Origin of the sequence: Streptomyces sp. NPDC019937 (assembly GCF_040631655.1) — a bacterium.
Classification (GTDB): Bacteria; Actinomycetota; Actinomycetes; order Streptomycetales; family Streptomycetaceae; genus Streptomyces.
Genome location: NZ_JBEYAL010000025.1, coordinates 100102 through 113136, shown reverse-complemented (window position 1 = coordinate 113136; position 13035 = coordinate 100102). Strand labels below are relative to the sequence as shown.

The window sequence follows — 13035 nt, the reverse complement described above, 5'->3', positions numbered from 1 at the left end:
GCCGGCTTCACCCTTCCTTGTGCTTCAGGACCTCGGCGAGGCTCGGTGCCTCCCGGTCCCGCTGGGACATCGAGGTGACCGGCAGTGGCCAGGGTATGGCGAGCTCGGGGTCGTCGAAGGCGATCGTCACGTCCTCGGCCGGGTCGTGCGGGCGGTCGATGCGGTACGAGGTGTCGGCGGTGTCGGTCAGCGCCTGGAAACCGTGGGCGCAGCCCGCCGGGATGTACAGGGTCCTCTGCGTCTCGCCGGACAGTTCGAAGAAGGCCCGGCCCCGGTAGGTCGGCGAGCCCGGGCGCAGGTCCACGACGACGTCGAAGATCTGCCCGTACGAGCACCGCACCAGCTTGGCCTCGCCGGCGCCGGAGCGCAGGTGGAGGCCGCGCAGCACGCCCCGGACCGAGCGGGAGACGCTGTCCTGGACGAAGGCGTGCGGGTCGAGGCCCACCGAGCGGATCACCTCGGCGTCGAAGGTGCGGCAGAAGAAGCCGCGTTCGTCGGCGTACGGCGTCGGCTCGAACAGGTACGCGCCGGTGATCTCCGGGATTTCGGTCGCTTTCATGGAGCCTTCCGTGGGACGTGGGCGTGGTCGTTCGCCGGGAACAGGGTCGTGGTCAAGGCGGTGAATTGGGAAGCGAGTTGTTGTGCGGCGACCCGGTTTCGCTCGGTGAGGGTCTGCCGTAGCTCCGCCGATCGCTTCTCCAGCGCCCGGAACTGCTCGAGCAGCCGGTCGGCGTCGACCTCGCGCGCCGGGTGGCAGAACGCGCCGAGGCCCATCCGGTCCATGAGCGCGTCGCTCTTGGCCGCGTAGCTGAGGGCGAGCACCGGGGTGCCGGTCTTCAGCGCGCAGATCAGGTTGTGGTAGCGGACGGCCACCACGGTGTCGGCGGCCGCCATCTCGTTCATCAGGTCGGCCAGTGAGGCCGGTTCGGCGGCGGTGACCAGCGGCGAGTCGACCGCGTCGAGGATCGCCTCGACCACCGCCACGTCGCACTGGTCGCCGGTGAGGAGCCGGACCGGTCTGCCCTCCTCGACCAGCGTGCGGACGAACCGGATCGTGCCGTCGAGGTAGCGCCGGTGGATCTCGTCGGCCCGGGCGCGGTCGTCGTTGCCGCCATGGAAGTCCATGACGCCGAGGCAGACCAGGCCCGGCGGGCCCGTGGGCGCGTTCGCCTGCGGCGTCGGCAGGGAGAAGGCGAGGTCGGGGTAGACCTCGTCGCGCGCGGTGTCCACGCCCATGGCCCGCATCGCGTCACGGCTCTGCGCGTCCCGGTAGGAGCGGTACGCGGCCAGCCGCGCCGACCAGCGCACCAGGGCCCGGGTGGGCCGGTTGCGGATCTCGGCGGCACCGACGCTGACCAGCGCGACCCGGGTGCCGAGCAGCCGGCCACTCGCGCAGAGCAGGAACAGCGCGTACGGGAAGCCCCACGGCCGCAGCGGCAGCGTGGCCTCCAGGACGCCCATGCCCGGCACGATCACCACGTCGTGCCGGCGCACCCAGGCGGCGGTGCGGAAGACGTCGACCAGTTTGCCCAGGCCCTTGCCCGCGATCGCGCCCGCACGTGACGCGGTCCGGTACTCCGCGCGGTTCCAGTGCAGCCGCGTCGCGGGGATCCCGAACCGGGCCGTCACCGCCTCGGGGCCGCCGCACAGCGCGTCCACGGCCGCCTCCGGGTGCTCGGCGCGGAGGTATCCGAGGACGGCCTCGAGTGATCCGTCGTTGCCGAGGTTGCCGGAGCCCAGGAGGCCGAACACCCCCACACGTGTCGCCGTCCTCATGCCCGCCTCCCCTCACGGCCGGCCACGAGGGCGTCGACGGAGACGGTGAGCGCGGCCGGGTCGACGGGTGCACGGTCCTCGACCCGCTCACCGGCACCCGGCCGGACCCGGCTGGTCATCCATGCGGCCAGGTGGCGGTAGCAGGCGCGGCGGTCGGCCGGGGACAACGGCGCCCTCCGGATCGCCGAGGCGAAGCCCCAGATGTACTCGCCGAGCAGCCGGGGCGTCGGGTGCAGCGGGCCCGCCCGGCGCGGGTCCAGGTTCACGCAGCGGGCGCGCTTGGAGGGGTTGGCCCGCTCGGCGCGGGTGGGGTGGTCGCGGCGGAAGTACAGCAGCTCCGGCACCTGGTGGAAGCGCCCGTGCAGGGTGATCTCGGCGACGAACGTGCGGTCCGCGTGGTGGTAGCTGTCGAGCGGCTTGACCCGGCGCAGCATGTCGGCCCGCATCACGCCGTAGAAGTCGTCGCCGCCCGGCTCGAACAGCAGGCTGCGGAAGCGCTCCGGCGGGCGTGGTGAGTCGGTGGCGAGCGTGTATTCGTAGGGGACCTTCACCTGGCCGTCGCCGTCGATGACCGCCTGGTCGGCGTGGGCGAGGATCACGTCGGGCTGCTCGTCCAGCGCCTCGACGCAGCGCCGCAGCAGGTCGCGGGCGTACAGGTCGTCGTGCGAGGCCCACTTGAACAGCTCGCCGCGGCACTGGGTGAACACGTAATTGTGGTTCGGCGTGGCGCCGACGTTCCGGAGCAGCCGGATGTACCGGATGCGGGAGTCCTGCGCGGCGTACTTGCGGCAGATGTCCTCGGTTCCGTCGGTCGAGGCGTTGTCGGAGATGACCAGCTCGAAGTCCTCGTAGGTCTGTCCGAGCAGGGCGTCGAGCGACTCGGCGAGGTACTCCTCGCCGTTGTACACGGGCAGGCCGATGCTCAGCCTGGGATGGGCGGTCATGGCGTCCTCACTTCGGGAACGGAGTTGTGGTCGCGCTCGCGCAGGGCGGACCGCAGGTGCAGCCACCACACGGCCGAGCCGCTGACGGTCGCGGCGGCGACGCCCCAGGCCGAGCCGACCGTGTCGGCGACGGCCGCGCCGCCGAGCCCGCCGCCGACGTAGCAGGCGGAGGCGAACAGCTGGCAGCGCAGGCTGCGCCGGGCGGCGCCGAGCGCGCGCAGCCCGGCCGCCGCGCCGGTGCCGAGGCCCGCGCCCGCGACACTGAAGGTGATCGCCGCGATGAGCTGCGAGGCGGAGTGCCAGACGTCGCCGAGCACCAGATCGCCGAACCGGTTCGGCAGCAGGAGCAGCGACCCGCCCCACAGCAGCGCGGCGGCGGCCTGTCCGCCGCCCAGCAGGAGACAGAACGTGCCGAGGCGGTGCGGGGACTGCCGCAGCACCCGTGCCGCCTCCGGGACGGTGACCAGCGAAAGGCCCATCAGTACGGCGAGGAAGGGGCCCATCAGGAGCTCGGCACCCCGCACCGCGCCCACCGCCCCGACCCCGGCGATCGCGCCGAGCCCGTAGGCCCGCAGCTGGCTGGCGCCGCTGAGGCTGACGTTCTCGACCAGGTACCGGTAGCCGAGATCGCGCTGCTCGCGCAGCCACCCGCGTGCCTCGGTCATCCGGGGCCGGATTCCGGACTGGAGGCAGCCGTACGCGGCGGCCACCGCGGCGGACGCGCCCCAGGCCAGCACGAAGGCGGCCACGCTGCCCACGTGGGCCGCCACCACCATGGCCGGGACGAGTGCCACGCACCACACGACGTCGTTGAGGAAGGCCTTGCGCCCGGCGCCGGCGGCGAAGAACGAGAACCGCCAGGCGTCCTGCAGCAGCAGCCCCGGCAGCATGACGCCCAGGCAGACGAACGCGGGCCCCAGCCGACCGCCGAGCGCCAGTCCGGCCGCCAGGGACAGCGCCCCTATGGCGGTACCGACACCGAGTGCCGTACCCGTCGAACGGGCCACCGCCCCGCGCCAGTTCGCTTCCGGCACGCCGCTGAAGCGCACCACGAGCGGGTCGGTGGACAGGCCGCGCGAGACATTGAGCACCACGCCGTAGGTCACCCAGGCCAGGCTGAACACGCCGAACGCGGTCACTCCCAGCGAGCGGGCCACGTAGATGCCCACCACGAAGTTGCTGATGCTGGAGGCCGCCTGGTCGGCCAGTCCCCACGACAGCCGGCCGACCAGGGCCCGCCTGGCGGATCCGGCCGGTCGCGCCGTGGTCTGCGCGCTCTCCCCCTCGACGGGCATCGACGTCATGTCTTGATCAACCCGGCCTCGTGCAGGGCACCGGCCGCGTCGGCGACGGTGTCGAACGGCAGCCCGGACCGCTCGGCGACGTCGAGCAGACTGTGCTCGCCGTCGGAGAGGTTGAGCACCCAGAGCATGGCCATCTGGGCCTGCTTGGTGTCGCTGCGGCCGCCGAGCGCGTCGTACAACCCGCGCCGCCCCAACTGCGGTTCGCCGTACGGGCTGAGGTTGACGTACTGACGGTTGCGGTCCAGGACGCCGAACGCCTCGCGGCAGACCGCGAGGGTGTCCGCCATCGCCTCCGGGGAGACGAAGTCCAGGTTGTCCGCCGAGGTGTGATACTCGGGGTAACCGGCGTACGGGGTCCGGGTGAGCGAGCCGACGCCGAGGTTGAACCCGGGCGAGCAGTACTGCCGTTCGTCGTAGCCGTACGGAGTGAACTCGGTGACGTGGTGCGGCCGTTCGGATGCGGTCAGGACGTGCTGCATCACCCGGTCGATCTCCGCGTCTCCGCGTCTGCTCTGCTTGTACGTCAACTGGCCCGGGTCGCCGGCGCAGGCCAGCACGACGCCGTGTTTGACCCGCTCCACCCGCTCCGCGTTGCGGGCCAGCCAGGTGATCGCCCCGATGGTGCCGGGCGCGAAGATGAACCGGTAGGTGTAGTACGGCGTCCGCTGCGCCAGCGCCCGCGCCAGGAACGTCGCCACCGCGACACCGGCCATGTTGTCGTTGGCCAGCGACGGGTGGCAGACGTGGCAGGAGACGATCACCTCGTCGGCCACCTGCCCGGGGACGACGTGCTCGGCGTAGGTGAGGTGGCCGTCGGCGAGGGTGGAGTCGATGACCACCTCGTACTCGCCGTCCGGCATCGCGTCCAAGGTGTCCTGGGCCAGGCAGAAGCCCCACTCCGGCTTGTAGTAGCTGGTGCGGTACGGCACCCAGGACGGCTGTTCGGGCAGGGTGTGCAGGTGCGGGCGCAGCTCGGCCAGCGGCATCGTCGCCGACACCGGCACGCTGTAGCCGAGCACGTGCAGGCTGGACTCGGCGAAGTCGACGACCCGGTGGCCGGTGCTGTCGGCGATGTACGCGTCGCGGATGTTCCACTCCTGCGGCACCGTCCAGTCGAGCACCTGGGTCCCGGTCGGTACCTCGTGCACCTGCAGCGGAATGTACTCGCCGACGATGTCCAGGGTGGTGCGCACACCGTCGCCGGTGATGCTCCGGCAGAGCGGGTACAGCCGCTCCACCAGGGCGTGCATCTCTTCGCCGGGCTGGGTCATCGGCGCCACCGCAGGGTGCCGTCGACGGTGCCGGCGTCGGAGGCCGCGCGCAGCACGGCGAGGCGGGTGAAGCGCTGCTCGAAGTCCTCCCGGGTCAGCCCGTGGTTCCGGTAGGCGTCGGCGAGTTCGAGCGCGCCCTGTTTCACCGTCCACTCGCAGTCGAAGCCGGGTATCGCGGCGCGGAAGCGGGAGAAGTCCACCCGGTACGACCGCGGATCGGCACCGGTCTCCCCGGTGATCACCACCTTGGCGCCGGCCACCGCCTCGGCGACCTGCCCGGCGATCTCTGCGACCGTGACGTTGTTGGTCTCGCTGCCGATGTTGAACGCCCGGTCGTGCACCGCTTCGCGGGGCGCGGTCAGCGCGGCCGTGAAGGCCCGTGCGATGTCGGCGGCGTGCACCAGCGGCCGCCAGGGGGTGCCGTCGGAGAGCACCAGCACCTCGCCGGACAGCAGGGCGTGGCCCACCAGGTTGTTCAGCACGATGTCGGCACGCAGCCGGGGCGAGTAGCCGAAGGCGGTGGCGTTGCGCATGAACACCGGGCTGAAGTCGCCGTCGGCCAGGTCGTGCAGGTCGTCCTCCACCCGCACCTTGGACTCCGCGTACGGCGTCACCGGGCGCAGCGGGGCGTCCTCGGCCACCAGGTCCTCGCCGCCGGCGGCGCCGTAGACCGAGCAGGTCGACGCGTACAGGAAGCGCCGCACTCCGGCGTCGCGGGCCAGCCGGGCCAGCCGCACGGAGGCGTGGTGGTTGATGTCGTGGGTGAGCTGCGGCGCCAGTGATCCCAGCGGGTCGTTGGAGAGGGCGGCCAGGTGGATCACGGCGTCGACCCCGGCCACGTGTTCGGCCGTGACGTCGCGCAGGTCCACCCGATGTCCCCGCGGGTCCGCGGGAGCCGGGCCCAGCACGCAGTCGGCGAACAGGCCGGAGTCGAGGCCGACGACCTCGTGCCCGGCGGCGGCGAGGACCGGGGCCATGACGGTTCCCAGGTAGCCCTGGTGTCCGGTCAGCAGTACGCGCATGGTTCAACCCCCCAGGTTGAGCGTGAGTTTGGTGACGGCGAACGCTTCGGCGTAAGCCTCGTGGCATTCGATGCCGCGGATCCGCGCGAGGCCGAGGAAGGCCTCCCGGTCGTACCAGGGCCGGTGCCGCTGCGAGGGGTAGTGCTCCTGCAGCAGCCGCACCTTCTGTTCGGCGATCTCCGTCGACAGTGGCTGGTACGCCGCGGGGCGGCCGAGGTCGCCGTCCCACTTGACGATCTCGTAGCCGAGGACGAGGTGGTCGCGGAAGGCGGTGGGTATCAGCCGCGCCAGGCCGCGGTGGTCCTGGTGCGCGTCGTCGGTGCGTGGGGCCAGGATCAGATCCGGGTCGGTCCGCGCGCGCAGTTCCTCGAGGGCGGCCTTGGCCTCTTCCCAGTGCGCGGGCAGATGGCCGTCCGGCAGCTTGTGCACGGTAAGCCGCAGGTCGGCGCCGGGGCAGAAGGCGGCGAGCGCGGCCCGCTCCTCCTGCTCGCGTTCGCCACCGCCGCCGGAGAGGACCAGCGCGTCGATTCGGAGACCGGGCCGCGCGAGGCACATGGCGAGCAGTGTGCCGCCGGCGCCGATGGCGATGTCGTCGCAGTGCGCGCCCACGGCGACGATCCGCTCCGGGGGCCCTGCCCCGAGCCGGATCACGCGCCCACCCCGGCGTTGTCCCGTTCCCACACGGCCCAGGGCCGGTCGCCCCGGGCGTAGGCGGCGTCGAGGGCGGCCCGCTCCTTGACGGTGTCGGTCGGCTTCCAGAAGCCGCGGTGCTGGTGCGCCACCAGACGGCCTTGCTTGGCCAGTTGGGCGCATCCGTCGGCGACCAGGTCGCCGTTTTCCGGGATGTGGTCGAAGACCTCCTGGCGGAGCACGAAGTAGCCGCCGTTCTCCCACAGCGGCAGTTCGCTCACCGCGGTGATGCCGCCCACCAGGCCGTCCTCGCCCAACTCCACGCAGTGGAAGGAGGACTGCGGCGGCACCACCATCATCGACGCACCGGCGTCGCGTGCGGCGAACCGGTCGATCATCTCCGGCAGCGGGGCGTCGGTGAGGACGTCGGCGTAGTTGGCGAGGAACATCTCGTCGCCGTCCAGGTGGTGGCGCACCCGGCGCAGCCGCTCCCCGATCGGCGACTCGACGCCGGTCTGCACGAACGTGATCGTCCAGTCCGAGATGTCGGTGGACAGCAGCTCGGTCCGCCCGCCTCGCAGTACGAAGTCGTTGGACGTCGTCTCCTCGTAGTTGAGGAAGAAGTCCTTGATGTGGTGGGCCCCGTATCCGAGGCACAGGATGAACTCCGTGTGCCCGAAGTGCGCGTAGTAGCGCATGACGTGCCAGATCAGCGGCCTGGGGCCGACCATCGCCATCGGCTTGGGCACGTCGTCCGCGGCACCGCTGCGCATCCGCATCCCGTAACCGCCGCAGAACAGAACGACCTTCATGCTGTGCCCTTTCACTACGCGGCCTCGACAATGCTCAGTTCCGGGATGGGAAAGACCAGCCGGCCGCCCCAGTCGTGTACGAAGGACAGCTGCTCGACCAGTTCGGCCCGCAGGTTCCACGGGAGGACGAGCACGTAGTCCGGCTTGTCTTCGGCTATCCGCTCGGGCGGCAGGATCGGGATGCGGGTGCCCGGGGTGTACCTGCCGTGCTTGTAGGGGTTGCGGTCGACCGTGTACGGGAGCAGGTCGGGCCGGATGCCACAGTGGTTGAGCAGGGTGTTGCCCTTGCCCGGGGCGCCGTAGCCGACGACCTTCTCGCCGCGCTCGGCCGCTGTGATGAGGAACCGCAGCAGATCCCGGCGCACCTTGGCCACCCGGGCGGAGAACTCGGTGTACCCGGACAGCTCCTGCAGCCCGGCGGCCTTCTCCCGGGCCAGTACGTCAGCCACGTGCTGCGTCGGCTCGCCGGCCGCCTCGGTGGGCCGGGCCCACAGCCGGATGGAGCCGCCGTGCGTGGGCAGCAGCTCGACGTCCACGAGCGTGAGTCCGCCGCTCGCCAGCGCCCGGATCGCGGAGGCGACCGTGTAGTACTGGAAGTGCTCGTGGTAGATCGTGTCGTACTGGTTCTCCTCGATCAGGGTCAGCAGGTGCTGCACCTCGATGGAGACCCAGCCGTCGTCGGCGACCAGGGCGCGCAGCCCCTGGGTGAAGCCGACCACGTCGGGGATGTGCGCGTACACGTTGTTGGCCACGACCAGGTTCGCCGGGCCGTGCTCGGCGCGGACGGCCGCGCCGGTGTTGGGGGACAGGAACTCCGTGAGCGTGGGCACCCCCGCGTCCCGCGCCGCGGCGCCGACGTTCACCGACGGCTCGATGCCGAGGCAGCGGATCCCCCGGTCCACCACGTGTCGCAGCAGGTATCCGTCGTTGCTCGCGACCTCGACGACGAAGGCGTCGGCGCCGAGACCGAGGCGCGCCGCGGCGTCGGTGACGAACGTGCGCGCGTGCTCCACCCAGGACGTCGAGTACGAGGAGAAGTACGCGTACTCCTTGAACGTCTCCTCCGGCGTGATCAGTGGCGGGATCTGCGCCAGCCAGCAATCGGTGCAGACCCGCAGGTGCAGCGGGTACGCAGGTTCCGGCTGGTCCAGTTGGTCCGCGGCGAGAAAGCTCTCACATGGTGGCGTCGCCCCGAGGTCGACCACGCTCGCCATCGCTTCCGAGCCGCACAGTCGGCATCGTGTCATCTACTGTCCCCATCCCCCCTGCTCGGGCGGGAGTCCCCGCCGCGAGTCAGTGCTGACCGACCCGCGATCGCGGTGCGGTACTCCTCCACCAGGCGCTCCAGCCCGACGGCCGGGCTGAAGCCCTGTTCGTAACGGCGCCGGGCCGCCCGGCCCATCTCCCGGCCCAGGGCCGGCTCGGCCGTGATCCGGCGTATGCGGGCCGCGAGCGAGGCGGTCTCGCCCGGCCGGTGCAGCAGCCCGGTCACGCCGTCCTCGACGAGTTCGACGAAGGCGCCGTGGCCGGCGGCGACGACCGGCACCCCGGCCGCCATCGCCTCCACGACCACCAGGCCGAACGCCTCCAGCCACGTCGAGGGAGCCACCACGGCGATTGATCGCGCGATGGTCTCGGCGCACTCCGCCGGGTCCAGCAGGCCGACGAACGCCACGTCGTCCCGGCCCGCCGCCCAGGCGGTCACCTCTGCCTCCAATGGCCCCGCGCCGGCGATCACGAGCGGTGCGCCCACACCGCCGTCCGCCGCGAGCTCGTCCCACGCGGCCATGAGCAGCGTTACGCCCTTGGCCTCCGCGAGCCGGCCGAGATAGAGCAGATGCTCTCCCCCGCCCTCTCGGCGGGCGCCCGGGTCGGGCACGAAGTTGTGCTTCACCGCCAGCCGCTCGGCCGGCATACCGGCCCGCACCAGGACGTCGCGCTGCGCCGCGGAGATGCAGAAGAACCGCTCCACGCCGGACCACCATCGCCGCCGGTTGGCCGACAGGCTGACCGCAAGCGGCACCGTCGCCAGGCGGGAGCCGCGGTAGCAGCCGTGCCGGACGGCGGGCAGCGGCGCCGCCGACCCGACGCACTCGGTGCACGGCCGGCCGTCCCGCTGCAGCGTGCCGGGCGGGCACACCTGGGTGTAGTTGTGCAGCGTGGCGACGGCGGGCACGCCGGCGTCTGCGCAGGCGGCGAGCACCGCGGGCGACAGGAGCGGGAAGACGTTGTGGACGTGGACCACGTCCGGCCGCTCGGTGCGCAGCCGGGCGGCCAGCTCCGCGCGGACCGCCGGGTTCCAGGGCACCCGCAGGGGCACCGCGGCCTTGGCGAGGAGGGACATGGCGGCGATGTCGTCGCTGCGCCGCTCGAACACCTCGACCCGGTGGCCGGCCGCGCGCAGCAGCTCCACCTCCTGGTCGACGACCTTGTTCTCCCCGCTCGGCTGCGCCGAGGCGTAGCGGTTGTGTACTACCAGCACACGCATGTCGTGCATGCTCAAGGAACCTCCGTTCGAGCCCGGGCCCAGCGCGGGATGTGTCGTCGGGCGACGTCGGGCGTCGCGAGAGGGGCGGCCTCAGCAGGCGCCACCAGCAGCGAGGCGGCCAGGGCCAGGTGCAGCAGATACGGCGAGGCGTCGCCGAGACCGGCCTCGGTGTACGACGCGATCGCGCAGTAGCTGATCAGGAAGATCGCGCAGGCCCTCTGCAGCGATGGTGGCCGCAGCAACGCGACGCCGCCCAGCACGATGATGATCGCCGCGACCAGGGTGACGCCGGCCAGACCCTGCTCGTTGTAGACGGCCAGCCAGCTGTTGTCGATCGGCAGCCCGCCGAACGACTTGTCGCCCAGGCCCACGCCGAACAGCTTCTCCTCCGCCGTCCGTGGCGCGGCCAGCAGGGCGTCCCAGACCTTGGCCCGGCCGGTGAGGCTGGAGAAGTTCTCCTTGGTCTGTCCGCGCAGGAACCACGCCTGGAGCACGGAGGCGAACCCCACCGCGGCCACCGTGGCGCACAGCACCGCCCAGGTGAAGAAGCGGCGGGCCGCGCCGCTGGTGAGGAGGAGCGAGCCGATCGCCAACGCCAGGCCGGCGAACAGGCCGAGGGTGGCCGTCCGGGTATGGGTCAGCGCGAGCAGGACGAGTGACGGCACGATGACCAGCGCCGCGCTCGTCCTGTCGGTCCGGCGGCCCAGGACGAGCAGCACGGTGAGCCCGATGATCACCGCGGCGTACTGTCCGATCTGCGGCGGGGTGAGCGGCCACAGCGCGCCGACCAGCCGCCCGCCGTAGAGGTCGGGCAGGGCCGCGCCCGGTGAGATGAGCAGGCCGGCGGCCACCGAGCCGAGCACCGCGAAGTACATCCGGATGTGGTGCCGGACGAACGTCAGGCCGCCGTCCCACCAGCGGCTGAGCAGCCACAGTGTGCCGACGAAGAGGGCCAGCCGGAAGCAGCGGAACAGCGCGCCGAACCCGGACTCCAGGTGTGCGCTGGAGATCACGCTCGTCACCAGGAGCAGGGTGAGCAGGAACACGTACGCACTGGCCCGGATGCGCAGCCGTGGATTGACCGCGAGCGCCAGTGCGAACGCGGCGACCAGCGCGCCCATGGTGGCCATCTGGATGAGGGAGCGGGGCAGCGGGACGATGGTCTTCGCCCCGGCGGAGCCGAGGGTGTTGAGGACCAGCAGCCCCCAGACCGTCCCGACGATCTTCGGTGTGTGACCCCCGCCCATCTCAACCGCCGTCCCGTGCGCGGAGGGTGCTGCCCGCGTCCTGCTGGTACGGCGTGACCTGCCACTGCCCGAAGTCGAGCACCCGGCTCGGGTCGTGGGCGACGAACTTCCATGGTCCGATGTAGACGTTGTCGTGCCAGCGGTTGTGCTGCTTGGTGGTGATCGCCTCGGCCACCCCTTCGCCCTGGTACGGCGACCAGTCCGGATAGGTGCCGTAGTTGGCCAGCATCGCCATGCGGTCGCACTTCACCGTGCAGGTGACGACGGACGTGTCCAGCACGAAGCGGTTGTCGTGGATGTCCACCCGCTGGGTCTTCCAGCGGCAGTCGGCGTAGAGCGGTGCGGTGGCGATGGCCGGTCTCGCGCAGCGGCCGGTGTCCCGGACCAGCAAGGTGCAGTCACCGGAGGAGGTGTTGGCCGGGCTGTTGCAGAACCGGTCGGCGTTTTCCCACAGGGTGATCCCGGACCAGTTGTTCTCCAGCGCGTTCCGGTAGATCTCGATCTTGTCGGTGCGGGCTTTGATCCGTGGTTCGCCACCGGATTCGGACAGGTAGATGGTCGCGAGCGGGAAGCTGTCGCCGCGGTCGGCTGCCTTGCGGCCCTCGACCCAGTTGTTCCGCCGGATCGTGTTCTTGCGGATGACGGCGTTGTAGCTGGTCTCGTAGATCAGCGCGGCACCGTCGTTGGCCTCGAGCACGTTGTCCTCGATGCGGAAGTCGTTGTTGTTGGTGTCCGCCCACAGTCCGGTGCCACGGTTGTCGTGCACCCAGTTGCCGCGTACGTCGGCCCCGTTGACGGCCCAGAACTTGATGCCTCCGGTGCAGCCGCAGCCCTTGCGCCGCCGCTCCCAGTCGTCGGTGTTGTTGCCCACGATCTCGTTGCCCTCGACCACCAGGCCGCTGATACGGCCGGTGGTCTTGTACGCGTTCATGCCGTACTGGCCGTTGCCGCGCAGGCAGCTGGCGCGGACCCGCTGGCGGGCGCCGGCCATCAGCCCGGCACCGGAGTTGTCCTGGATGGTCGCGTGCTCGATCACCCACCCGTCGGCCGAGTCATGGTTGACCACGCCCTCGTTCTGCGGCGCGACGAATCCCCGCACGGTCAGGTAGCGGATGGTGACGTCGCGGGCGGTGCCGCCGAACGCGTACTGGTTGGTCTTCCGGCCGTCGAGCACCGCACCCGGCGCGCCGAGGTAGGTGTCCCCCTTCTTGGGGATGACCTGGGCGTAGCGGTCCGGCTGGAGCCTGTGCTTGCCCGGCCGAAGCCAGAACGTGGTGTGCGGGGGGCTGCTCTTGGTCTTCGCGGCCAGGTCACCGGCCACCGCGGGGTCGACCGTCACCGCGCCCGCCGGCGCCTTCGCCGGCCCGGGCGTGGGCTTGGCGCACACCCGGGCCAGCGACGTGGACCGCGCCCCGGGCGTGGTGGGCACGGCGGTCGGGTTCGCACCGGCGCCCGACGTGTTCACACAGCCGGTCGCCGCCAGCACAGCCACCAGCGCCGGCGGTAACGCCCACGTCCGCCACTTGATCACCACGCCTCCC

General features: G+C 71.6%; 12 protein-coding genes. All 12 read right to left on the bottom strand.

The window, feature by feature from the left end; translation table 11 throughout:
• Positions 1 to 7: 7 nt before the first annotated feature.
• The 12 genes from rfbC to ABZ562_RS24885 are packed head-to-tail and all read right to left on the bottom strand — an operon-like array spanning position 8 to position 13028.
• Entirely contained in the window at positions 8 to 559 is a 552-nt protein-coding gene (rfbC, locus tag ABZ562_RS24940; RefSeq protein WP_361483680.1) for a dTDP-4-dehydrorhamnose 3,5-epimerase, read from the bottom strand.
• Complete coding sequence (locus ABZ562_RS24935) at positions 556 to 1776, bottom strand: polysaccharide pyruvyl transferase family protein (protein WP_361483678.1); 1221 nt, start codon at positions 1774 to 1776, stop codon at positions 556 to 558. The genes rfbC and ABZ562_RS24935 overlap by 4 nt, the downstream gene beginning before the upstream one ends.
• A complete protein-coding gene (locus ABZ562_RS24930) occupies positions 1773 to 2720 on the bottom strand; it encodes a glycosyltransferase family 2 protein (protein ID WP_361483676.1) in 948 nt (315 codons plus the stop codon). The genes ABZ562_RS24935 and ABZ562_RS24930 overlap by 4 nt, the downstream gene beginning before the upstream one ends.
• Positions 2717 to 4024, bottom strand: coding sequence for a hypothetical protein (locus tag ABZ562_RS24925; RefSeq protein WP_361483674.1), 1308 nt, complete (start codon positions 4022 to 4024; stop codon positions 2717 to 2719). The genes ABZ562_RS24930 and ABZ562_RS24925 overlap by 4 nt, the downstream gene beginning before the upstream one ends.
• Positions 4021 to 5304 (bottom strand): DUF4910 domain-containing protein, encoded by a 1284-nt coding sequence (locus tag ABZ562_RS24920; protein WP_361483672.1) that lies wholly within the window; start codon positions 5302 to 5304, stop codon positions 4021 to 4023. The genes ABZ562_RS24925 and ABZ562_RS24920 overlap by 4 nt, the downstream gene beginning before the upstream one ends.
• On the bottom strand, positions 5292 to 6317 hold the full coding sequence (locus ABZ562_RS24915) for an SDR family oxidoreductase (RefSeq protein WP_361483670.1): 1026 nt from the start codon (positions 6315 to 6317) through the stop codon (positions 5292 to 5294). The genes ABZ562_RS24920 and ABZ562_RS24915 overlap by 13 nt, the downstream gene beginning before the upstream one ends.
• A 3-nt stretch (positions 6318 to 6320) precedes the next feature.
• Positions 6321 to 6968 (bottom strand): PIG-L family deacetylase, encoded by a 648-nt coding sequence (locus tag ABZ562_RS24910; RefSeq protein ID WP_361483668.1) that lies wholly within the window; start codon positions 6966 to 6968, stop codon positions 6321 to 6323.
• Positions 6965 to 7759, bottom strand: coding sequence for a glucose-1-phosphate cytidylyltransferase (locus ABZ562_RS24905; protein ID WP_361483666.1), 795 nt, complete (start codon positions 7757 to 7759; stop codon positions 6965 to 6967). Before ABZ562_RS24905 ends, ABZ562_RS24910 begins: the two co-directional genes overlap by 4 nt.
• 14 nt (positions 7760 to 7773) lie before the next feature.
• A complete protein-coding gene (locus ABZ562_RS24900) occupies positions 7774 to 9006 on the bottom strand; it encodes a class I SAM-dependent methyltransferase (RefSeq protein ID WP_361483664.1) in 1233 nt (410 codons plus the stop codon).
• The gene (locus ABZ562_RS24895; protein WP_361483725.1) at positions 9003 to 10247 is read right to left on the bottom strand and encodes a glycosyltransferase; all 1245 of its coding nucleotides are present in this window, start codon (positions 10245 to 10247) and stop codon (positions 9003 to 9005) included. The genes ABZ562_RS24900 and ABZ562_RS24895 overlap by 4 nt, the downstream gene beginning before the upstream one ends.
• Before the next feature lie 11 nt (positions 10248 to 10258).
• The gene (locus ABZ562_RS24890; RefSeq protein WP_361483662.1) at positions 10259 to 11494 is read right to left on the bottom strand and encodes an O-antigen ligase domain-containing protein; all 1236 of its coding nucleotides are present in this window, start codon (positions 11492 to 11494) and stop codon (positions 10259 to 10261) included.
• A 1-nt stretch (position 11495) separates the two neighbouring features.
• Positions 11496 to 13028, bottom strand: a complete 1533-nt coding sequence (locus tag ABZ562_RS24885) for a right-handed parallel beta-helix repeat-containing protein (RefSeq protein ID WP_361483660.1) — start codon at positions 13026 to 13028, stop codon at positions 11496 to 11498.
• Positions 13029 to 13035: the final 7 nt, after the last annotated feature.